Here is a 22650-nt window from a genome sequence, read left to right as displayed (position 1 = left end):
ATTGTGGTTTGGTGTGCATTGATGAAAAATTACAGATTTCTTGGTTCAGTTTTCTTCATGATGGCTCTGGCTTCCGGTTTTCTTGTGAATGCTCCTATGCCGGTATTCGCAGTAGAGAATTGTACCGGAGAGGTTTTTATTTCCTGCAATGTTGCCAAGGATAAACATTTACAAGTTTGCATAGAGCCTGCCAGTGGTAGTGCTGAGCCGAAATTTACCTATAATTTCACTGAAAAAGGTAAGGAAGGGCTTTCGTTAAGCGAAAATTTCTCCGCCAAAACCGTGTCGCCATGGAAAGGTGTGGGCAGAGCCATCAACTCAAATGTTACATTCAACCATGAGGGATACCAGTATCATGTGTGGCAGAGCTTCGACCGGCTGGACGAAGAGGCTGAGTTGCAGGCTGGAGTTTATGTATCAAAAGGGGATGAAGATATTGCCTCTTTTACCTGTCAGCCTGATAAACAAACCAGTATTGCACCATTATTCGCCTTAGAAGATGCGATGGAGGCTGCCGGTTGGTGTTACCATTCAGGCAAATTTGAATGGCAATACTGTGCTGCTAAAGGCCAATAACATTCACACGACAATATAATTTTTTACCATTGAAAATTTTTGCTGTGCTCTTTACGCAAGCGAACAGTTTTTACTTGCACAATAATTCTGGGAGAAATTCAATGCTTCGTACAAACCTAACAAAAAAGCTATTTGCGGCTGTTCTTTGCTCGGCAGTTTTCATGTCTATTTCCGGCATGGCGCAAGAAAAAGAAAATATGTCAAAAATCGCTGAATTTGGCGGTGCCATGCATGCTATGGCTGAAGAATGCGGTAGCTATTCCGCTGATCAGCTGAAGGAAATGAAAGCAGGCCAGAAAACAGCATCTTCGGCCGGTGGTCTTTCAGCAGAAGAATTCGACACAATTTTCGCTAAGGGTTATGAGGAAACAAAGGCGCAAATTGCAGCAGGTGACGATAGTCAGAAAAAGACTATGTGCGAGCAGATGAAAAAAATGCAGAACTGAGTGCTATTGACATAAAGCCGTAGTGATTAAGGCGCTCCGAGAGGAGAGCCTTTGTTTGTTTTCATCAGGGAAACACATATCAGCAATTAGCGCAAATTTGCTGGCAGACTATCTGGTGCACAATATTCGAATTCACCCTTGATTAGGCCGTCGTTAAAACGAAATTTTGCTGGCTCAAGGATCGTAATCGTTCCTTCATTCATGTAGTCTGCGCGCTGTTCCGGGTGAGCACAATTGCCGGCGAAAGAATATTCATTACCATCAAGTTTGCTAACGGCCTCGAATTCGCAAAGTGCATCGGGCAAATTAATGCCTTTTGCGTGCACGAGTGCAGTATTTGCATCATTCGCTTCACTACATTTCTCGCCAGTAGTTACATAATAGCCTTCAGATAGGGGAATGCCTTCTGCAGCAAATGCAGATACGGGCAGAAGACATAACAATACGGTCAAATATTTCATAAATATCTCTCGCAACTACGACAAAAAGAGTGCTGTGATTTAATCACGATGCCGTTACAATATTATATTAATCGCTCCAAGCGAAAAATGTAAAGTAAATGGAAATTGTCATGATCATAATGTCTCAAAGGGCTATTATAAGTTGTTGAAACGCGAATAAATTCGATGCAAATATATAAAATCCGAGCAGAATCAAAACGTGATCAACTATACTCTGCTGAACAAAACATAAGCTGATAAAGAAGACTATCTTATGGGTTTGGAGTTATTAGAAGTTCAACTCATGAAATTGCATTAAGAAAATTCACACTCAAGGGATCATTTTGATGAAACTGGTATCCTTTATTGGGCTATCTGCTCTGGTTAACATATTCTCGTTTTCTATTCCGTTAGCTCAGGCTGAAATGGCCACGGCAGCGTCGCCACTGAGTGGCTATGTAGGGAAATATGTCTACGAAGAGATAGATGGTACCGGCTTTCTTCATCATCCTCAGGTGCGTACTGCTATTGAAGCTGCAGTGCCGGCTGGTGAAGCTCGTGATATTCTTTATACCGAAGATGCAGTGGTTACACCAATTATAAAGGTTGGCGACAAACTTCTTTATACCCGTGGCTTTGATCCGGCGAGTGGCGGTGACGTTAATTGGGGGGTGCTGATTGCAGTTGATGGAAGTGTCGCAGCAGTTTGCTATTCACAATTTACAGATAAAAATTACCCAGAGGCCAGTTGGTACACTAATGGTAAAAAAGCTTTTTCTCTAAGTTTGATGTGCCCGTCTGAAGCCGGAGAAATCAGTGCTAGCTTTGGCGATTGGCCTGTCGGTTCAATTCCGGGTTAAAGCCTTTTCGGAATTTTCAGGGGAGGGGAGCCTTCGCGAAATTATAGGATATTCATATATCAGTCTAAGGGCTTCAACGGTTGTTGGAGGTCAGTCAGATTTATATGATTTGGATGGTGTTGTAGTTATTCAATCGCATCAGTTGCGGGCCACTTGCGTTTAAAAGAATAGGTCCGTCTGACACAAAACTGCAGATATGAGCAAGTATAAGGTTTCTTAGCATTAGATTTCTTACAAATCTCGGTGTGATGACGCCCCCGCAACGAAAATCCCCTCAAAAAAATCCGAGATACAATAACTCTACTAAACCAAGCATAGTTCTCGTAGCAGTCCGTGCTACCTAATGTCGATAGGCAAGCGGCGACTATAAAGCATCACTGCTATCGCTTAGAGGTTCTCGCAAGGCACGCGATCATTCCGCAGCAACAGTTTGCATATACAACGGGTAAGAACGTCTCAGATATTACTTTGGTCATTGATGTAATGGATTTGTTGCATAGTGGTCGCTTTGATGGTTTCAGTTAGTGTCGTTTGATAGTGATTTCACACGGCTTGCTGCACGCATCAGAGAACAAGGGGGGGGGACGTTTTCGGTTTTGGGGAACAAAAAAACACCGGCGAGCTTTCGCCAAACGTGCCGTAGGTTTATCTATACTGAAAACTTGCTTCCGCCGATCTTATCTAATGGTAACGAAACAGGTAGCACGCCAAACGCACTTCAGCCGCCAAGTGCCGCCATACCAGTAATCAAGAAAGTTATTAGACAGATGGAATCCGAAGATGGTTGGGTGCAGCTTGGGGCCGTTGGCACTCAACTTGCCAATCTCGCGTCTGACTTTGATCCACGTACTTATGGTTTTCGCAAACTTAGTGATTGAGTGCGAAAGACAAATGCATTTGATATTGAACAGGTTGAGGAAAAGCCGCTACGAATTCGTGTCCGAAAAGTAATTACTAGGGCGAAGAAAAAAGCTTGATTTCATTGCTGAGAAAATATTTGGGACAGTGAATTGTAGCTGAATTGATCCATTATCAGCAAAGAAAACTCTGCATTATGCGCTAGAATTAGGTAATAAGTATTTCTTTGAGAGTAGTTATCTGTTCGCAGGGCAGTTTGCTTTGTAATAGGTATTGTAAGATGATGAGCTTTCGACAATGCCTACTGTTCTGACGCTTTGTACGCAATGATCTGTTTTGCTGCTGCTGTAGTTTAAGAGAGCAGCTATTACAAAGCACAGCATCCTACCAAGCCCCTTCATGTTTCATATTATGGATAGAGCACCTAAGGGCAAGCTGAGGATTGTTACTTGCCCTCACGCCTATGAGACTATTTTGTTTCGCCTAAATTCACATTGATCATGTTGTGATTAGCCATCATTCCCATCGCACCAGCAGGTTTGAAGCCTTTTGCGGTCAGCCAATTATAGTGCCAGTTATTATACATGAACATATAGACTAATGACGCTAAGCCAACAGTTGGGATGATTGTTGCGAGCATTATTAAGAAGCCAACAAAATGACCGCGAAAGAGTGCTGGAAATGGACCAAAGAATAAGCAGGTCCAAGAAATTCCTTTGAAGCCAACTGCTGTTCTATGGGTAACTGGTTCTATCATTTGAATTGGGTATGCCATTGAAGCGACCTTTGTTTCTCGACCTTAGCCGTGTTGCGTGTGTTGCTGATGGGTTGCAGCTGATTGGCTGATTGACCCGATACGTTTGATCGCTTCGCTCTGCACTTCATTTGCCCCCGACATTGTTATGTGAATCTATTGGATTCACTAACGTGTGCTGAAAATTAATATGTGCCCAGCAGTCCGTCGATTGTCAAGCCGTCTATACTGTTAATCGTTCTATGAACGCAAGACAGATTATCGGTTGGAATTTACGGAAACTTCGCGTGGCTAAGGGCTTCTCTCAGGAGCGGTTAGCTTTGGAGTCAAATGTTGACAGGTCATATGTAGGGAGGGTCGAACGGGGTACAGAGAACGTCACGATTTCGACACTGGAAGCATTGGCTGATGCACTGCAAGTGACAGTCAGTGAGCTTTTTGAAGTTCCTGATAAAGACGCACTGCCACCGCAGCCAATGAAGGCGGGGCGAAAATATAAATAATTGGAAATGTGCTATGCTATGTGGCCTAGCTTACAGACTAAGTGCGTAATAGGCTCAATTCAAAGCTCTGGTCTGTAAGCCCTGCTTTATTATAAAGTACAGACCGCCTCCCGCAATCGATACGACGATGATTATCGCCAGAGTGATGTAAACACTTGTATTCTTCAACGCGAAGGCCATTGCAAAGGGTGCGATGGCGGATAGCACCAATCTCGCAGACATCAGTTTTCCCTGCATCGCACCATATCCGGTACTTCCAAATAAGAATAATGGAAGTGAGCCGCTTATAATACTGAACAGACCATTCCCGAAACCAAACAGGCAGGCGAATAATATCGCCGCAGGGATATAGGGTGCACCGATCATCAATAACATAACGGATAAGGCAATGAACGAGGCTGCGATGATAGCTAAGTTTACGGGGGATAGGGTTTTCCCCGCCATCATATTGATCAGGCGGCTGGCGACTTGCGATGGTCCGAACACAGCGCCGATAAAGGCTGCTGACTTTGCTAATCCCAGTACCGACAGTAGCGGGATCATATGGACAAGGATTGCAGAGGATATCAATGCCTGTAAGGAAAATGCTGCCAGAAGTACTGTGAAGCCCATACGTCTTGATGCCTGAGGCAATGCACCGGCTACAGAAGCTATTTCTTTGTCATCATTCTTACGTTGGTCATGAGTTGTTTTACTGGTGCGTGTCAGGGAATAATGCAGCGGGAGGCATATCACCAGATGAAGACCGGCAAAGACCAGATAGATTTGCTGCCATGTCAGCCATTGCAGAAGCAGTGAAGTGAGGGGCCAGAAGATGGTGGATGCAAAACCGGCTATCAATGTCAGATAGACAATGCTGCGCTGGGCAACCACTGGTTTGATCTGCACAAGCAGCGCAAAGGCGGCTCCGTATTGTACGAGATTGGCTGCAATCTCCACGATTGTAAGCGTTACAATGAAGGCCAGCGAATTGGGGGAGACTGCGCAAAGGATGAGAGCAAGGGCTGCAAATGCAGAGCCGACTGTCATAATTTGTGCGGCACCTAAGCGATCAATGAGTTTGCCCAGCCAAGGTGCCAGCACACCACCTGCTAGCAAGGCTATGGACAATATCCCATAAACCCATTCCGTTGTTGCCTGATAGCTATCCGCAATGGACGGAGCCAGCACACTGAATGAATAGTAGAGTGTGCCGTAGCCGATGATTTGTGTAAGGCCAAGGCTCAGGATTGCATAAACAGGAAGGCGCTGGTCGGTCATATGGATTTCAACGAAACACGGGTTTCCAGTTTCTCTGCGGCTTCTTTCCGTTCACTGTAACGGTCGGTAAGGTGGTCAGAAATGCCCCGTGTCAGGATGGTGAATTTGATGAGTTCTTCCATGACATCAACAACCCTTTCATAGAATGAAGAGGGTTTCATGCGACCTGCTTCATCAAACTCCTGCCATGCTTTGGCGACAGATGATTGGTTGGGGATTGTAATCATGCGCATCCACCGACCTAGCACACGCATTTGATTCAAAGCGTTGAAAGACTGAGAGCCGCCGGAAACCTGCATCAGTGCCAGTGTGCGACCTTGCGTCGGGCGTACAGAGCCGCCCGCTAAAGGTATCCAGTCTATTTGTGATTTCATGACAGCACTCATTGCGCCGTGGCGTTCAGGGCTGGTCCAGACTTGCCCTTCTGACCACAGCATTGCTTCACGCAACTCCTGAACCTTGCTGTGATCAGCAGTACTGTCATCTGGCAATGGCAGGCCATCGGCATGATATATCCGTGTTTCTGCCCCCATAAACTCCAGTAACCGCTGTGCTTCCAGTGTTAAAAAGCGGCTGTAAGAACGTTCTCTCAGCGAACCGTATAGAAGAAGGATGCGCGGTTTATGTGTCAGTAAAGATGCTTGGAGCTTATCGTAATCGGGTGTGCGAAACGCCTGAAGGTCAAGATTGGGCAGTGTCACGATTATCTGTCCTTCTGCTCATAGGTGATCTGTTCCCCGTCTTCTTTGGTAAAGTTGACAGCAGGATTTTCCAGAAGATCAAGAACACGTTCTGACGGGCGACATAGAGCTGCGCCACGTGGTGTGGCCACAACCGGTCTGTTCATCAGGATCGGATGTTGCACAATAAAATCCAGTAATTGATCGTCTGACCATTTCGGATTGGCTAAATCGAGTTCAGCAAAAGGTGTGCCTTTTTCCCGTAGCAAATCCCGCACGGAGATTTTCATGGCAGTAACAAGTTCTGACAATTGTTCTTTGGATAGCGGTGTTTGCAGATATTCAATGATCACAGGCTCTTCATCACTGGCGCGGATCATAGCGAGAGTGTTGCGTGAAGTTCCGCATTTAGGGTTGTGATAGATTGTAACGGACATCAGATATCACCTGTCTTGGTTTGATTAGTGCCTTGTTCGTACCAGCCTTTTGACCGGTTCACGATCCAGACAACGGAGAGCATAACGGGGACTTCCACCAATACGCCGACAACTGTTGCAAGGGCGGCACCGGAACTGAAACCGAAAAGGCTGATCGCGGCAGCAACGGCTAATTCGAAGAAGTTTGAAGCGCCAATCATGGCAGATGGGCCTGCAATACAATGTTGTTCGCCTGACATCCGGTTCAGGACGTAAGCCAGACCGGAGTTGAAATAGACTTGGATCAGGATCGGTATTGCCAGCATGGCAATGATCAGTGGCTGGGCTATGATCTGTTCCCCCTGAAAGCCAAAGAGCAAAGCAAGCGTGGCAAGAAGAGCAACCAGCGATAATGGCTGTAATGCTTTCAGCAGTTTGTTTAAGGACTGCCCATCATTCTTGGAGAGCAGGCTATGTCGTATCAGTTGTGCGATGATGACGGGAAAAATGATGTACAAAACCACTGAGAAAATCAGTGTATTCCACGGTACGGTGATTGCAGACAAACCTAAGAGCAGCCCGACAATCGGGGCAAAGGCAATGACCATGATTGCATCATTCAGAGCTACCTGCGACAGGGTGAAATGGGGTTCGCCCTTAATCAGGTTTGACCAGACAAAGACCATTGCTGTGCATGGCGCTGCCGCAAGAATAATCAGACCAGCTATGTAAGAGTCGATTTGCTCTTGCGGGAGATATGGCCGGAACAGCCAGCCGATAAAAAGCCAGCCCAGCAAGGCCATAGAGAAGGGTTTAACCGCCCAGTTGACGAAGAGCGTTACGCTGATGCCGCGCCAATACTGGCTGATCTGACGCATTGCGGAGAAGTCGATTTTAAGCAGCATAGGAATGATCATCAGCCAGATCAGGATGGCAACAGGAATATTGACCTTAGCGATCTCTACTGCCCCGACCATCTGGAAGGCTGCGGGAAACAAATGCCCCAAGGCAATCCCGATGATGATACATAGGGCAACCCAGAGTGTCAGATATCGTTCAAAGACAGACATGGCTTTTCCTTGGCTGGTTTTATGCCATGGAGCGAAACCGGCCTTATTCAGTTGTGATAATCAGTGAATTTCAGATTGTTATGCAGGAGGATTCAGATCGGATGATCCGGCTGCTCCTTTGACTTACAGCAGGGCGTAAGACTCTGGATAAGGGGAGTGCAGAGTTCTTCACTGCCGCCACAACAATCCTTGATCATGAAAAGCGTCAGTTCCCGAAATGCATCAAGATCAGCACGGTAGATGATTGACCGGCTCTGACGTTCTCCTTTGATCAATCCTGCGCGGGACAGCGTGGACAGGTGGGCTGACATTGTATTCTGGGGCACATCCAATACACGTGCCAGTTCACCTGCCGGTAAACCGTTCGGTTCGTGTTTGACCAGTAACCGGAAGGTTTCCAGTCGTGTGTTCTGTGCTAAGGCTGCGAGTGCCGTGATTGCTGCTTCATTTTCCATATATCCAGAATAATGGATATGTGGGAAATGTCAAATGGTTTTGATTGCACTTTGTCTCTTAGTTGCGGAAGGAGGTTTGATAAATTGTCATAAGTACGGACACAGAGCGGCGGTTAATTATGCAGCACAGAAATCATGACATAACCTGTAATTCCGTTGTGAAGCCAGTCCTCACAGTTTTCGGGGGGGGGCAGGTTCATATTTATAAGAGTTACTCTGCCGGTGATAATTTGCTTTCTTCAACAAGCAATTGTGCGCTAATGAAAAAAAAGATCGCGCCAATCAACGTATAAGTATTTGAATATTGCCAAACCCAATCCGCTTTATCAGCGTCCGGTGTCTGCGGAAATACAGCAGAGATCATGAAAGCTATACACCCCAATAAATTGATGAAAACGGCTTGCCATGACAGGTTTTTGGGTTTCCAACTCCAATACCGATTGTCAACTTCAATAAATGCCAAATAGCCCGATATTAGAAACAAGACTGAGCCCTCAAAATTAGGCGTCCATATTTCCAATATGCTCAGCGCCGGTTGTGACGGTGCCGCGATAGCGTTAAAAGTACTGATATTAAACGCGAGCGTACCGATAAATTGCGTGAATGAACTGAGCCAACCTGCATTAAGCGGGTTCCAGCCAATCAATTTCAACGGCTTGTTCAGAGTATGTTGTTCTTGTCTGGGTTGAGGTATCTGATTGGCGGATTGAAAGTGCTGCAAGCCTGCTGCAAGAGTAAATGGTACAGAACCTGCAAAGAACATCACGTTTGTCAAATTACTCAACGAAGACCAATGCAATGAACAAAACATCAAAATACTTGCAAGGCTAAACAGAAATGCGCCCAGAGAGAACGAGATTCCTATATAGCGGTTATAGGTACTTGTCTTCCAAAAGGCGGTCGTTTGCGCGCGGAGTAATCGGGGCCGGAGGTCCAGTCCTTTACGATGTACACGGGCAAGCCAGATTTCTTTTTTTCCGTTTAATGTATAAAACCGCTCGGATAAAAATGGCCATTCTTTAAAAATACTCATTTTACAGCAGTACACCTATAGCCAGAAAATTAAAGTTAAAAAAAAAAGATCGTTTTCTTTTATATCGATTTTCCTGCTCTGTTTTCTGTTTGGTGCAAGAAGCTTGCAGCGGCAGGCTGCTCTGCCATAGCCGAATCCGTATTTACCAACAGTGTTTGCGTAGGATATGCAAAATCGGCTTTATGCGCCTGTACTATTTTGATGATCTGCAAATAGATATCCTGCTGAATATCCAGCCACTCTGCCCAATGTGTCGTCTTCGTAAAGCAGTAGACCATAATATTGAGCGAAGAATCCGCAAATGTATTGAAAAAAACCAATAAATCCTGATTTTGATCGATCTTCTTATTATTTTTAAGCATTTTTCGGATGTCATCAATAACGTCCGAGACCTTATCCGCATCTTCATAACGCAGACCAATAGTGGTGCTGATGCGCCGGTTGGTCATACGACTTGGATTTTCAACGCTGATTGTTGAAAACAAAGCATTTGGTACGTAAAGAGGGCGGTTATCAAAGGTTATAATTTTGGTAATACGCCAACCGATTTCGACAACAGTTCCCTCAATTTCCCTGTCTGGTGAGCGTACCCAATCGCCAATATTAAACGGCCGATCAAAATACAGCATGACACCGGAAAAAAGATTGCTCAGCATATCTTTACCCGCAACGCCGATAGCAATGCCGCCAATACCGCCAAAGGCCAGCAATCCTGACAGGCCGATGCCGAAATGCTCACCGAATATCAGCACCATCAGAAGAAAAATCGTGAGCTTGAGTATACGCGATACCATGCGTGCGGAGGTCGTATCGCTGCCCTTACGTATCTGTGCATGAGTCAGGCGGTTTATTAATTGAAACAGCTGTTGCATGGCCAGCAAAGCCATGAGAGCGACCGCGCCGGTCGTCACCATATCAGGTGTAATGAATTTGATGTCATAATCATCAATCAGCATGTAAGCCACTTGCCGGAAGGTCAGGATTACCCCGTACATCGACAACAGATAGACAATATGAACGAGTATGTTGCCAGACCAGACGCGTGTCCGGCGCATCATGAGCCAAAGAGTAAAGGCGCTGATTGCAAAAAATAGAATGAGAGCGGTGGCAATCCAATATTTCGCCATAATATCTCCGTGGGCAGTAAGAATGCTTATCAGCGCAAGCCAGTATCACCTGACAGGCTGGTAGCAGATGTCAGAGCCCCGGTGAAAAACGCCAGATTAGCCGCGGCGATTTGCGCTGCCGCTTGTGCATCGGATTGCGCAAGTTTGGCATCAAGCAGGCCATTATTGGCCTCGAGTGCTATTGTGATCGTGCTCAGACCATTTTTATAAGATTCCAGTGCGGCATCAAACGTTGTTGAAGATGTTTGTACCAGCTTAATTGCGGCTGTATTCGCTGCAAGTGCCGTTTTCAGCGCATTGGAAGCGACGACAATTTCGGTGACGGCATCAAGCTGAACTTTACGGAAAGTTTCTGATGCAGCATTCGCCACGGATTGCGCATTTTTAAACTGTGCAGCGCGCAGGCCGCCGTCAAACAGTGGAACAGATGCAACAACGAGCATCCCCGCACGTGATGATTGATTGCCAATATCAGGCAAATGACCTGCATTAAAACTACCATTGCCTGATGATAATGTCCCGGCAACAAACACCTTAGGCATGAAGCTGGCCTGTGCGGCTTTAATGCCGGACTGGCTGGCTTGCACTGCCGCATAACTTGCCAGCAAGTCGGCTCTGCGCGACAATGCGCTTTCAAGGGCTGCCTGTGTTACGCCATCATAGCGTGTAGGCAAGTTACGACCCAAGGAGCTGGCCACTTTTATATCCAGCATTGAATTAACGCCCATTGCAGACAGCAATAGCTGGTAGGCATTTTGTTGTTGGCCGCTGGCACGAACAACACGTAACTCAGCTTGCGCAACCTGCTGGCGCGCTAAGGCGAGTTCTACAGATGTCGCCAAGCCTTGAGTGGATTTTGCTTGCACAGCCGCCAGAACAGCTTTGCTGTTGGCCAATGTTTGCACTGCAATTTTATGGCCTGCCATTGCGGCCGAATATTCATAATAGGTGCGCGTAACATCAAATATTAACTTTTGATGCATCGCATTGAAGGTCACATTCGCTGCAAAAGATACTTGTCGTGCGGCCTCAGTCAAAGCGGCTCGTTGGCCAAAATCAAACACCAGCCATTGCAGCGCAATCGAAGCAGAGGTGCCCTTAATATGCGTATCAATATCACGATTGCCGATCAAGGGCACATCCACAGGTGTGGATGTTTTTTGGACGCCACCTATGACATTAGCCGTAATAATAGGCAGTAATGTCGCCTCACTCATGCCAACAGCAAGAGCTGCCTGTTTTGCTTTTTCCCAGGTATTTCGCGTTGAAGGATTGCTGCGCTGAGCCAGATCGATGAGTTGCGCTAAATCATAGGTTTGACGCGTATCAATGGTAACGGGAGTGGCCATCAGTGAGAGCGCGGGATTAGCCGGAACACTAAAATCTGGCTGTTTGTCACCGGATGATTGTGAGCTTGCTTGATGCCCGCCCGCAATTTTCTGGTTCTGCTTGAGCACCCCTGGTTTGTCGGGTGAAGATGGTGCAAGGTCCAGAGCATCTGTGGCGCAACCGCTCAAAGCGAGCACAAAATACGCAACACTCATATGGAAGAAGCGTTTTTGAATATACTTCATGATGCCGGCCTCGCTACAAGTGTTTCCAAGTCTGCAACTTGCACGGCAATACGCCTTTCCAACTCAATTTCGTCTAACGCAGCAGGAGTAACCGGCCCTGTGGAATTAAATTCTCGAAGGCGCACTGACAAAAGTTTAAGCCGTTCAACTGTTTCAGGCATTTCTGTATCTGAGAAGTAAACGTCCCTGCCAAGCGTGGCAAGCCTGTCAGTGTAATATTGAAAAACTTGTTTAACCTTAGTGCCTGGACGCAAGGCGGCAGGTTCAAAGGGCAGCAGATATAAACAATAACGCACTTCACCCAGCAGTTTTTCCGTCTCAGCAATGGTTGCGACCGCATTTAGCCGCTGTGACGGGGGCGTAGCGGCGAGAGCAGCGATCTTCTCTGTTGCACGGGCAAGTGTCTTGCGTATCACATCACTGACCGGAGTTGGCCAAATCAGCGTAGAGACCAGATAAACTGCAAAATTACCGACTAAAATGCCAACAATACGATCCGTTGCCGTATCAAAATCAACGGTTGGGCCAAAGCCCTGCAAAACAGTAAGCGTGAAAGCCAAACCAATCTGCACACCGGCATAGGAAATGATCTCACTTCCTGCTGTCACCCATGCGGCAAGTAAGGCAACAACAAAAACCAGCAACATCAGACTGCCAATAGATTCAATATGCGGCATCAAATACACAATCGACGCTATTCCAATTGCAGCACCGATAAGGCACCCGCTTATCCGCAAAGCTAACTTGTGAATTGTGTCTCCGGCAGTGCCCATAGAGGCCACATAACAGGTCACCATTGCCGTATGAATTCCCTGCCAGTCAATCGCCGCATAGAACATGTAACACAGGATAGCAGCCAAAGTCGTTTTAAGAGCAAAACGCTGATAAACGGGATTGCTAAAGGCATCTGCAGCCAAAAAGCGGTCGTCTGTGCCTTTTGTATAGGTCGTCTTTTCATGACCTGTAATCATATTCAAGGCTTGTAAAATGCCCTTGGTCTGCACAGGGGCGTCCTGAGTGTCCGGCGCAATTGCTGCCGGCAGAACTGTGCCTTTATCCAAAGCATCGACCATACGCTCAATCTGATCTGCATAATGCTGGCGGATATTTTCCGCCGTGGTTTCGGGTAAGGCGGAGACCGAATAAATCAGCTGATAGGATGCCGGAATATCATTGGCTATCTGGGATATTTTGTCATTGGATGTCTGATGCAGCAGCTTAACCAGCATGATACGTTTTGCTGCATCATCATTGCTCTCTTCCAATTGTTCACGAAGGTCGGGGCCGTAAGTCGTTGGCTTTTTCAGCAGGCCATCGCGGGCAGCAATCAGCCTTTCTCGTAGTTGCTGGCGCAATAAAGATACACTCCAGCGCCCGAAAAACAAGCTGAATCCTGCAATGACAAACATTGGAAGAATTGCCATTTCCCACGCATAGCGCAGCGCAATGGAGATGACACCATTGACCGGCACTTCATTCATCAGCGTTAGAATGAATGCAATGATCAGCGCAATAATGCTGCCGCCCTCGGCAAGCTTTGTTGCAGCGCCAATAAAAATAAACACAAAAGATACGGCAATCATCACCAATATTCGGATCATTGCCGATTCAATCGTCCATTGCAGAACCGGAATCATCAATGCGACTAACAGGGTAATTGCAATGATTGCAGCACTGGCAACGACCGTATTTTCCGCGCCGTCTGCTTTCATCAGGAAGATAACAAGATAAACACTGATTGCAGATTCCGGAATATGGAACAGCATGGCAATACCGGCTACCAAGGCGCATGCTGCTGCAACACGCCATGCTGTTGCTAAGCGCCCTGGAAAAGGCGCCAACTCGGCTAATGTTGCGCGAGCTGCGCTTTTTAGTGAATAATCAGCATTTCTTGTTATCATGCACAGTCACGACGGCTGAGGCGCCAATGCGCGTTAGCTCTGCTGGAGGGTCAATCAGTTTGACCCGAACCGGAAAGCGCTGGGCAATCCGCACCCAATTGAGTGATTTTGGTATAAAAGGAAGATTGCGCGGTACATTAATCTGGCCTTCAGTACTGACACCCCAGCCGATGCCTTCAATAATGCCTTTAACAGCGATAGAACTATTTGCAAGAATTCTTACTGTTGCGCAGTCGCCTTCTTTAATGGTGTCCAGCTCTGTTTCGGGAAAAGTCGCAGAAACAAACCAGCTCGAAGTGTCAATGAGTGTAAACACGGATTGACCGGGTATTACAATCTGTCCTGTCGCGTTTAAAACACCGACAATGCGTCCATCATGGGGCGCATAGACCTTGGTATTGTCGAGATTGTGCTGGGCTAATGCTTTCGCTGCCTGTCTTGCACGCACAAGCGCCAGAGAGCTATCCAATGTGCCAACAAGTGCATTTGCCGCCTCAGCCTGCTTAACCGCCTGTGCAAGGCTGATTTCAGCATCATTACGTAATGTGCGGGCATCATCGACTTGTTGCTTGGTAACATAACCCTTGGGGCTGAGGGCCTCCAAACGCTTCAATGTTATTTCCGAAAGGTCAAGGTTGGTACGTGCGCGAACAATCTGCTGATCCGCAATGGAAGCATTTTGTGTTTCGGCTTTCAAACCACGCCGTTGCGATTCCAGTGCTGCTTCGGCAATCTGCAGGTCAGCCGTTGTTTGCTCAAGCAACAGTCGCATCGGCTCAGGGTCAATTGCAAAGAGCAGATCGCCTTTACGGACTGCATCATTTTCACTGACATTGATTGTTATAATGCGGCCCGGTACAGTCGCGGCAATATTAACCAGATTAGCGCCGATAACTGCATCCTCCGACAAAGGATTTCGGTGCGTTTGGCGCAAGTAGAGCAACACCATTATAGCCGCAATGATAATAATGAGCCCCGTTAGAAACACACCGCCGATGTTGAGTTGTTTTTTACTATAGGCATTGGTTTCCATATTCACCTACCATAAACGACAAGCGACATTGCGCAGGCGATAGCTATCACCATTGCTGTATAAGCAGTGAGTTTAAATGTGAGGAGATCATCCAGGCCTGTGCGAATAAAAATTACGCGCAACATTAGCACAATGATCAGTGCGAGAAATAAACAAAGCATCCATGAGGGGAAAAATGCCCCGAAGATGTAGAATGAAGGACTAGACAACAGTTTATAGTCCCTCACAAAATGTGCTGCATATCTGCGGCATTAATGCAACCTCTCTGCCTAAATAAACAGAATCATAATTCCATTGATTCTACAGGGTCTTAATCGAGAAAACTAAATTTAAATCAGAATATTGCGTCTTATAGATGCATTATTTTATCGAGGGCACTGCAGAATGTCGATTTATTATAACCATAAACTTGGAGGCGTAATTTCTTCACTGTAAGTGAAGTTTTAATAGAGGTCTTCCATGTTATTCGTTAATTATAATATTAAGTTCATTAATTTATTATTGTTTATGAGAAATTACTGACGTAAAAAATAAGAAAAAATGAAGTGTCCGCGATAATTTAATAATTCGATCGTTTACAAGGATATCTGCTATGGATAGTAAATCTAATGAAATTCAGTATAACGAGCTGGATGATGTTTACGCATCGCTTGATTTATCAACTTCGTTGCCCAAAACAGTATTTCCACAGGATGAAAAAAATCCTCGTAATGTTTTTGCGTCAGTCCGCGATGAACTGATGCTGGATGGAAATTCACGTCAAAATCTTGCAACTTTCTGTCAGACGTGGGTTGATGATGAAATTCGTCAATTAATGGATTTATCTATCGATAAGAATATGATCGATAAAGATGAGTATCCGCAGACGGCTGAAATTGAAGCACGTTGTGTTCGCATGATCGCCGATCTCTGGAACTCACCTGATGCTGCGAATGCTATGGGCTGCTCTACAACGGGCTCTTCTGAGGCTGCAATGCTTGGTGGTCTTGCGTTGAAGTGGCGCTGGCGCAAACTTCGTGAGGCTGCAGGTAAATCCACAGATCGCCCAAACCTGATTTGTGGTCCTGTACAAATTTGCTGGCATAAATTCGCTCGCTATTTCGATGTGGAGTTGCGTGAAATCCCGCTTGAAGGTGATCGTCTAATCATGAGCCCTGAAGAGGTGCTTAAACGCGTTGATGAAAACACAATCGGTGTTGTACCGACGCTTGGCGTAACTTTTACATGTCAATATGAGCCTGTTAAAGCTGTTCATGATGCTTTGGACAAGTTGGAGCAAGATACTGGCTTCGACATTCCTATCCATGTTGATGGTGCAAGCGGCGGTTTTCTTGCGCCATTCTGCGCTCCGGATATTGAGTGGGACTTCCGCTTGCCGCGCGTAAAGTCCATAAATACCTCCGGTCATAAATTTGGTCTTGCTCCATTAGGAGCCGGCTGGGTTGTCTGGCGTGAAGCCTCTGATCTGCCGGAAGAGTTGATTTTCAATGTAAATTACCTTGGTGGCAATATGCCAACATTTGCACTCAATTTCTCTAGGCCTGGTGGTCAGATCATCGCGCAGTATTATAACTTCCTGCGCCTCGGACGCACTGGCTATGCTAAAATCCATAATGCTTGCTATGCTACTGCTCAGTATCTCTCTGCCGAGATTGCTAAGCTCGGTCCGTTTGAAATCCTTTTCGACGGTGACAGCCAGAAGGGTATTCCTGCTTTAGCGTGGAAACTGAAAAAAGATGCAGCAATAGGTGGCTATACTTTATATGATTTTGCAGACCGGTTGCGTAGTCGTGGTTGGCAGGTTCCAGCCTATTCAATGCCTGCAAATCGCGAGGACCTTGTTGTTCAACGCATTCTTGTGCGCCATGGTGTAAGTCTCGATCTCGCAAGCTTGCTTCTGGAAGATATGAAGCGGACACTTGATTATTTCGAAAAGCATCCCGTGAGCAAGCCCTTGTCTGAGGAAGAAGCGAGCGGATTCAATCACGGTTAAGATAATAGATAACCCGCTGATCTGACACGATTACACCAGGAAATCACTATATAATAAGGTGCCCCAAATATAGGGGGCGCGTGATTTCTTGGTGGTACACATTATTCGCATCCGGCTCACAGGTTGAGGCCTCATATGCCCTCTGTGGTTGGTTTTACACTCAGGATGACGGTTATGGCGATAATAAAATCAAGCAGCGCAAGCAATACTCAAGCTAGGCAATTATCATTATTAGGATTTTTTGCCATTACGGCTTCAATGGTTATGGCCGTTTATGAATATCCAACATTTGCTACTTCAGGCTTTAGTCTGGTCTTTTTTCTCCTTCTCGGCGGCATTTTGTGGTTCATTCCAGTTGGGCTCTGTGCTGCGGAAATGGCAACGGTAGAGGGATGGGAGGAAGGTGGGGTCTTCAGCTGGGTGTCTAATACGCTCGGTGAGAAATGGGGCTTTGCTGCTATATCTTTTGGCTATTTACAGATTGCTGTTGGTTTTATTCCGATGCTTTATTTTGTACTTGGCGCATTGGCCTATATTTTGAATTGGCCAGCCCTGAACAATGATCCGCTGACCAAAACTATTGCAGCGCTGGTCATCTTATGGGGGCTGGCATTTACCCAATTTGGTGGCACCAAATATACCGCACAGATTGCAAAGATCGGTTTTTTTGCGGGTATTTTGCTTCCCGCAGCCATTTTAGTTTTTCTTGCCCTTGGCTATCTGGCCAGCGATACACCATTGGCGATTGAGATCAGCGCTGCCACATTCTTTCCGGACTTTACAAAAATTGGAACACTGGTGGTTTTTGTGGCTTTCATCCTCAGCTATATGGGAGTTGAAGCTTCTGCTACTCATGTTAATGAGATGAAAAATCCCGGGCGTGATTATCCGCTAGCAATGTTGCTGCTCATGATTGCTGCAATCTGCCTGAGCTCAATTGGCGGCCTGTCGGTTGCTGCTGTCATTCCGCACTCAGAGATTAATCTGTCTGCCGGCGTCGTGCAGACCTTCACAGTTCTCATCACACACTATGGTGCGGGCTTTGAATGGACAGTGCGTATTATTGCGGCCTTGCTGGTGCTTGGTGTACTCGCCGAGATTGCCTCGTGGATTGTTGGTCCGTCACGTGGAATGTATGTGACGGCACAAAAAGGCATTCTTCCGCAAGCCTTTGCTAAAGTGAATAAAAATGGTGTTCCCGTTGCACTCGTTGTATCGCAACTGTCACTTACGTCTGTTGCGCTGTCTGTGCTGACTATCACCGGCGGGGGCAACAATATGTCCTTTTTGATCGCGCTGGCATTAACTGTTGTAATTTATCTATGCAGCTATTTCCTTTTGTTCCTCGGCTATATTCATCTTGTGTGCAAGCAGCAGGATAAGACGCGTTCATTTAATATCCCCGGTGGTAAGGGTGTTAAAGTATTCGTCGCATCTGTGGGCCTGATAGTTTCAGGTTTGGCTTTCGTTGTCTCTTTTTTCCCGCCAAGTTCATTGCCGGGAGATGGTGGTAGCGATAGCTATGTGGAATTACTTGTGATTAGTTTTATTGTTGTTCTTGCTTTGCCGTTCATAGTCTATGGTCTGCATGACAAGCGCGGAAAGACGACCAACGCAAGATTGGTTCCTATTCGTACGCATACTGCACCGAAGGGATATTTTTTCATGCATCCGAGAGCGCGCTCACCGCACCACGTTATTATTCATGATGAAAACAAGCCCATAAAATAAGAGATAAAGTTAAATGCCATGCCGCTGAAACAGTTTTAGCGGTATGGCTTAAATCTTGAGCAAACGGGCCGTGCCGGATAAATTATAATCAAATTCAAACGACCTTAATAAGGTGAAATAAATTCGAAGGAGAGGTAACGTGTCCTTGGTTTCAACAGTAATGCAATATCTGGCTGATGGCTCATCTTTCCAGATATCAAACGATATCTGGCTTGCCTGTACCGCTTTGTTGTTTCGCAGCGCCGATGGCAATGCTTATGCAGGCCGCACAATGGAGCTGTCGATGGAGCTCCCTTATGTGGTTGCTAGTATTCCGAAAGGACACCAGTTTACTTCTGTCGTTGAAGGACATTCTGCTCTCAATTTCGAATCAAAATATAGTATCTTTGCTATTGCGGTTCCAAACGGCAATGTTAACGATCTCAAAATCGTTGAAGGGATGAATGATCAAGGGTTAACTTTTAGTGTGCTTGCTTATGCTGGTGCATCCGGCCCTGCCGATAGTGCTGCAAAAACAAAAGCCATGCTCGCAGTTATTGATCTTGGAGCCTGGGTTCTTAGCCAGTTTGCAAATGTAACGGAAGTTAAGGCGGCACTTGCAGAAAATACCGCTATGCTCACGGCGCTTGCGCCATTACATGGTGCTGTTACGCCCTTCCATTTTGTGATCCATGATCGCTGCGGCAAATCAATTGTTGTCGAATATTCAAACAATAAGCAAAATGTCTATGACAATCCGGTTGGTGTGATGACCAATGGCCCAGATTTTCCTTGGCACCTGACCAATCTTAACAATTATTCATTTCTGAATAATCTTGATCAATCGACAGGTAAATTCGGTGATCTGCAAGTGGCGCAGCCGGATTCCGGCATAGCCACAGCAGGCCTTCCATCGTCCAACACCTCGGTTGGTCGCTTTGTTCGTGCGGCCTATTATGTAACCTATACTGAGAAGCCGTCTGCCGATAAGGCCATTCGCACGCTTGGTCATATGATGAATAATTTTGATCGTCCGCGTGGTGCAACAATCGATCCGGTAAATTCGGGCGGATTAGACATTGAAGGGGCTTCTGCTGCCGGTGATGCCGATCATAAAACTGAGTATACATCGTTCACAGTATTGGGCGATTTGAGCAAAAACCTGTTTTATGTCCGCACATATGATGCCATCAACTTTATTAAGTTTGACATGAACCGGTTGTTTGGTCAGCCTTATATTAAGATTGCTCCGCTTGCAAAAATGTCAGCTATCGAAACTCTTGACGCAACGGATGCGTTGTTGAATCAAGATTAGCAGCATTATTCATGTCCGCTACTGTACAAGCAGCGGGCGTGATTGCTCATGAGGGGGCGGCCAGCTTTGGAGGCCAATATTGACAGCTCATATGTCCGGAGGGGTGAACTGGGACAGAGAACGTCACGATTTCGACACTGGAAGCATTGGCTGATGCTTTGCAAATAACCGTCAGTGAGCTTTTTGAAGTTCCTGATAAGGATGCATTACCGTCAGAGCCAATGAAGGCGGGGCGAAAATATAAATAATTGGAATATTTGTTTTGCTCTGCATAGCTAAAAGCAAGCCAATTGTAGGCTATAAAATTAGCACATCGCGATATTATCTAAGTTGAAATCATAGCTGGCATGAAAAACCTCTTGCCAGCTATGTGTTTAATGAAGCGAATTACTAGCTGCTTGTCGTTCTGCTTTGTCGTGCAGAGCAAACTTGTCGATCATATCTGCGCTTGCACGGTTAAAACCGCGTACTTCGACCTGTGCTCCGGAAGATCGAAGCTTTAAGACAACTTTATCAAGAGCCCCAACAGCAGTTATGTCCCATAAATGCGCTCGGCTGACATCAATCATGATATGAGCGTGTGTGCTGCTGAAATCGAAAGAATGGATAAAAATCTCAGCTGAAGCGAAGAAAATCTGTCCTTCAACGATGTAGGTGAGTGTCTTGGCTATCTCGTCGCTTTGTTTGGTAACAGTAAAAAGTTTAGCAACTTTTCCGGCAAAGAATATGCCTGATAACAGCACTCCAACGATGACGCCTTTTGCCAAATCATGCGTTGTAATGACTGTTACAACTGTAGCAATCATGACGACTGAAGAAGGCAGCGGATTGCGTCTCAGATCAAGCACAGAGCGCCAGGAAAATGTTCCGATTGAAACCATAATCATCACTGCAACAAGTGCTGCCATTGGAATGATTTTCACAAGATCGTTAAGCACAACAATCAGGAAAAGAAGAAACGCGCCTGCTACAAATGTTGAGAGTCTGCCGCGACCGCCTGACGACACATTGATCACGGACTGGCCAATCATGGCACAGCCACCCATTCCGCCGATAAGTGCAGAAGCTATATTGCTTGTTCCTTGTCCGTAGCATTCCTGATTTTTATTGCTGGGCGTATCAGTCATGTCATCAACAATTTGAGCCGTCAGCAAAGACTCAAGCAAGCCAACAGCTGCCAGTGTTACGGAATAAGGGAATATGATCTGCAGAGTTTCGAAGGTGAGGGGTACTTGAGGCAACGCGAAAATCGGAAATGCTGAAGGGAGTTCCCCTAAATCACCGACTGTGCGTAACTCCATACCTGTTGACCATGCAATGATCGTCAGTACGACAATTGCGATTAATGGCGAGGGGATTGCTTTGGTCAGATAAGGGAAAAGATAGATTATGCCCAGTCCGGCTGCAATCATCCAGTAGGTTTGTGTCGGAACATCGATCAGTTCCGGTAGCTGCGCCATAAAGATCAAAATGGCCAGTGCATTTACAAAGCCGGTAATGACGGAACGGGAAACAAAACGCATTACCCGCGCTAACTTTAATGCTCCGGCAAGTATCTGAAGAATGCCCATTAAGATTGTGGCTGCGAAAAGATATTGCAGTCCATGTTCTTTGACGAGTGATACCATGACGACAGCTGTGGCAGCAGTAGCCGCTGAAATCATTGCGGGCCGACCACCGGTAAAAGCTGCCACACATGCAATGGCAAATGAGGCATACAAACCCACTTTGGGGTCTACTCCTGCAATAACGGAGAACCCTATTGCTTCAGGAATAAGAGCGAGAGCAACAACGATACCAGATAGGATATCGCCACGAATGTTTGAAAACCACTGATTGCGGTATTCTTTTAATCTTAGCATTGGGAATTTTACACACTGATGCAACGAACCGAAAAACAGGTTTTAAAATTTGCGTTGCAGTGTTGTCTGGCGGATAGGCGGCCAGAAGAGCCACTCGGAATTGCACCGAGTCCTTGTTAATACCCCATAAATATCCAAATTTATGTATTTTGCAAACATAAGCTGATGAGTAGCCAGAAAGCGGTTTTGATGCCGGATTGTCTTTTTACTGTAATGAAAATCTGAAATTTCAGGATATTACTGCGGTACTGAGAACCAGTCATGTGCGGAACGACACGGCATAAATGTAAGGGGACTATTTACGAGAGGAGTTGAAGAAGAGAAGTGTACCTTAATGGTGCATTTTAGGTTTATGAGCTAAACATTAGTTAATCGAGTATAAATAAGCCTTACAATGGGCTTTATCAGCTATATTGATAAGCAATGTACATTCTTCGCAAGAATTGTCGGCAGGGTGCCATTGTACACCATCACGATATGGCAATATTAATCTCTGTGTGCGACGTGAATGAATAGCGGGCACTTGAGGATTCATTAATCGCTCTGAAATAATTTCAGGGGGTGTTTTATGCTTGTTTGCTAGACGTTCAACAGCTTGATCATTTGGGGTACGATCAGATTGAAATGAACTAATAATCCCATCAATTATCTTTTTTAAATTATTCGCTGGATTTTTTAATCGATAGGGTAATTGGAGCTCTGAATAGCCCCGAGTTTATTAGACACTCTTCGTCTTCAGTTTGTGGTTCTGTTCAAAGTGTGCTGGTGACAGCATACCATTTCT

22 protein-coding genes, 1 pseudogene and 1 other annotated feature are annotated in these 22650 nt (G+C 45.9%); of the genes and pseudogenes, 9 read left to right on the top strand and 14 right to left on the bottom strand.

Going from position 1 to position 22650, the window contains the following annotated elements:
- Nucleotides 1-21 precede the first annotated feature (21 nt).
- The gene (locus tag A918_RS0100915; RefSeq protein ID WP_156831358.1) at nucleotides 22-576 is read left to right on the top strand and encodes a hypothetical protein; all 555 of its coding nucleotides are present in this window, start codon (nucleotides 22-24) and stop codon (nucleotides 574-576) included.
- A 74-nt stretch (nucleotides 577-650) separates the two neighbouring features.
- Nucleotides 651-1022, top strand: a complete 372-nt coding sequence (locus tag A918_RS19050) for a hypothetical protein (RefSeq protein WP_156831357.1) — start codon at nucleotides 651-653, stop codon at nucleotides 1020-1022.
- A gap of 86 nt (nucleotides 1023-1108) precedes the next feature.
- Here the strand turns inward: A918_RS19050 and A918_RS0100905 are convergent, their stop codons facing one another.
- Complete coding sequence (locus A918_RS0100905) at nucleotides 1109-1483, bottom strand: hypothetical protein (RefSeq protein ID WP_022709232.1); 375 nt, start codon at nucleotides 1481-1483, stop codon at nucleotides 1109-1111.
- Nucleotides 1484-1809: 326 nt separating this feature from the next.
- On the opposite strand from A918_RS0100905, the gene A918_RS0100900 reads away from it, so the two are divergent.
- Together A918_RS0100900 and A918_RS21430 are read left to right on the top strand one after the other, a co-directional pair.
- Nucleotides 1810-2322 (top strand): hypothetical protein, encoded by a 513-nt coding sequence (locus A918_RS0100900; RefSeq protein ID WP_022709231.1) that lies wholly within the window; start codon nucleotides 1810-1812, stop codon nucleotides 2320-2322.
- A 390-nt stretch (nucleotides 2323-2712) separates the two neighbouring features.
- A pseudogene (locus A918_RS21430) lies at nucleotides 2713-3299 on the top strand (NYN domain-containing protein); the annotation flags it as partial.
- A 350-nt stretch (nucleotides 3300-3649) separates the two neighbouring features.
- On the opposite strand, the gene A918_RS0100895 reads toward A918_RS21430, so the two are convergent.
- The gene (locus A918_RS0100895) at nucleotides 3650-3955 is read right to left on the bottom strand and encodes a hypothetical protein (protein ID WP_022709230.1); all 306 of its coding nucleotides are present in this window, start codon (nucleotides 3953-3955) and stop codon (nucleotides 3650-3652) included.
- A gap of 221 nt (nucleotides 3956-4176) precedes the next feature.
- Here A918_RS0100895 and A918_RS0100890 point away from each other — a divergent pair, with 221 nt between their 5' ends.
- The gene (locus A918_RS0100890) at nucleotides 4177-4437 is read left to right on the top strand and encodes a helix-turn-helix domain-containing protein (protein ID WP_022709229.1); all 261 of its coding nucleotides are present in this window, start codon (nucleotides 4177-4179) and stop codon (nucleotides 4435-4437) included.
- Between the two features lie 54 nt (nucleotides 4438-4491).
- On the opposite strand, the gene arsK is transcribed toward A918_RS0100890, so the two are convergent.
- From arsK to A918_RS22425, 11 genes are all read right to left on the bottom strand, one after another.
- A complete protein-coding gene (gene arsK / locus A918_RS19045; protein ID WP_022709228.1) occupies nucleotides 4492-5697 on the bottom strand; it encodes an arsenite efflux MFS transporter ArsK in 1206 nt (401 codons plus the stop codon).
- Nucleotides 5694-6404: an arsenical resistance protein ArsH gene (arsH, locus tag A918_RS0100880; RefSeq protein WP_028233216.1), complete on the bottom strand. Its 711-nt coding sequence runs from the start codon at nucleotides 6402-6404 to the stop codon at nucleotides 5694-5696. Before arsH ends, arsK begins: the two co-directional genes overlap by 4 nt.
- Nucleotides 6401-6814, bottom strand: coding sequence for an arsenate reductase (glutaredoxin) (arsC, locus tag A918_RS0100875; RefSeq protein ID WP_022709226.1), 414 nt, complete (start codon nucleotides 6812-6814; stop codon nucleotides 6401-6403). Before arsC ends, arsH begins: the two co-directional genes overlap by 4 nt.
- A complete protein-coding gene (gene arsB / locus A918_RS0100870; RefSeq protein ID WP_022709225.1) occupies nucleotides 6814-7863 on the bottom strand; it encodes an ACR3 family arsenite efflux transporter in 1050 nt (349 codons plus the stop codon). Before arsB ends, arsC begins: the two co-directional genes overlap by 1 nt.
- Nucleotides 7864-7955: 92 nt before the next feature.
- On the bottom strand, nucleotides 7956-8318 hold the full coding sequence (locus A918_RS0100865) for a helix-turn-helix transcriptional regulator (RefSeq protein ID WP_022709224.1): 363 nt from the start codon (nucleotides 8316-8318) through the stop codon (nucleotides 7956-7958).
- 211 nt (nucleotides 8319-8529) lie between these two features.
- Nucleotides 8530-9351, bottom strand: a complete 822-nt coding sequence (locus A918_RS0100860) for a hypothetical protein (protein WP_022709223.1) — start codon at nucleotides 9349-9351, stop codon at nucleotides 8530-8532.
- A 59-nt stretch (nucleotides 9352-9410) separates the two neighbouring features.
- Entirely contained in the window at nucleotides 9411-10478 is a 1068-nt protein-coding gene (locus A918_RS19040) for a mechanosensitive ion channel family protein (protein WP_022709222.1), read from the bottom strand.
- A gap of 29 nt (nucleotides 10479-10507) precedes the next feature.
- The gene (locus tag A918_RS0100850) at nucleotides 10508-12052 is read right to left on the bottom strand and encodes a TolC family protein (protein ID WP_022709221.1); all 1545 of its coding nucleotides are present in this window, start codon (nucleotides 12050-12052) and stop codon (nucleotides 10508-10510) included.
- On the bottom strand, nucleotides 12049-13893 hold the full coding sequence (locus A918_RS19035; protein WP_022709220.1) for an FUSC family protein: 1845 nt from the start codon (nucleotides 13891-13893) through the stop codon (nucleotides 12049-12051). Before A918_RS19035 ends, A918_RS0100850 begins: the two co-directional genes overlap by 4 nt.
- Nucleotides 13894-13933: 40 nt before the next feature.
- Entirely contained in the window at nucleotides 13934-14986 is a 1053-nt protein-coding gene (gene mdtN, locus A918_RS0100840) for a multidrug transporter subunit MdtN (RefSeq protein WP_022709219.1), read from the bottom strand.
- Between the two features lie 2 nt (nucleotides 14987-14988).
- Nucleotides 14989-15213: a YtcA family lipoprotein gene (locus tag A918_RS22425; RefSeq protein WP_028233213.1), complete on the bottom strand. Its 225-nt coding sequence runs from the start codon at nucleotides 15211-15213 to the stop codon at nucleotides 14989-14991.
- Between the two features lie 365 nt (nucleotides 15214-15578).
- Between A918_RS22425 and A918_RS0100830 the strand changes: the two genes are divergently transcribed.
- From A918_RS0100830 to A918_RS22420, 4 genes are all read left to right on the top strand, one after another.
- Nucleotides 15579-16979, top strand: a complete 1401-nt coding sequence (locus A918_RS0100830) for a glutamate decarboxylase (protein ID WP_022709218.1) — start codon at nucleotides 15579-15581, stop codon at nucleotides 16977-16979.
- 174 nt (nucleotides 16980-17153) lie between these two features.
- The gene (gadC, locus tag A918_RS0100825) at nucleotides 17154-18710 is read left to right on the top strand and encodes a glutamate:gamma-aminobutyrate antiporter (RefSeq protein ID WP_022709217.1); all 1557 of its coding nucleotides are present in this window, start codon (nucleotides 17154-17156) and stop codon (nucleotides 18708-18710) included.
- 139 nt (nucleotides 18711-18849) lie between these two features.
- Nucleotides 18850-20004 carry a linear amide C-N hydrolase gene (locus A918_RS0100820; protein ID WP_245257271.1) on the top strand — a complete coding sequence of 385 codons (1155 nt, stop codon included), beginning with the start codon at nucleotides 18850-18852 and terminating at the stop codon, nucleotides 20002-20004.
- A gap of 146 nt (nucleotides 20005-20150) precedes the next feature.
- Complete coding sequence (locus tag A918_RS22420; protein WP_371257499.1) at nucleotides 20151-20252, top strand: hypothetical protein; 102 nt, start codon at nucleotides 20151-20153, stop codon at nucleotides 20250-20252.
- A 126-nt stretch (nucleotides 20253-20378) separates the two neighbouring features.
- On the opposite strand, the gene A918_RS0100815 is transcribed toward A918_RS22420, so the two are convergent.
- On the bottom strand, nucleotides 20379-21866 hold the full coding sequence (locus A918_RS0100815) for a SulP family inorganic anion transporter (RefSeq protein WP_022709215.1): 1488 nt from the start codon (nucleotides 21864-21866) through the stop codon (nucleotides 20379-20381).
- A gap of 60 nt (nucleotides 21867-21926) precedes the next feature.
- Nucleotides 21927-21982, bottom strand: a sequence feature (sul1 is cis-regulatory element that is thought to sense ions involved in sulfur or methionine metabolism; They are found in Alphaproteobacteria).
- Between the last annotated feature and the right edge of the window lie 668 nt (nucleotides 21983-22650).

This window comes from Pseudochrobactrum sp. AO18b (assembly GCF_000409565.1).
GTDB lineage: Bacteria > Pseudomonadota > Alphaproteobacteria > Rhizobiales > Rhizobiaceae > Pseudochrobactrum > Pseudochrobactrum saccharolyticum.
Note: the sequence above shows the minus strand (reverse complement) of the source record. Positions and strands in the feature narration are given on the sequence as shown.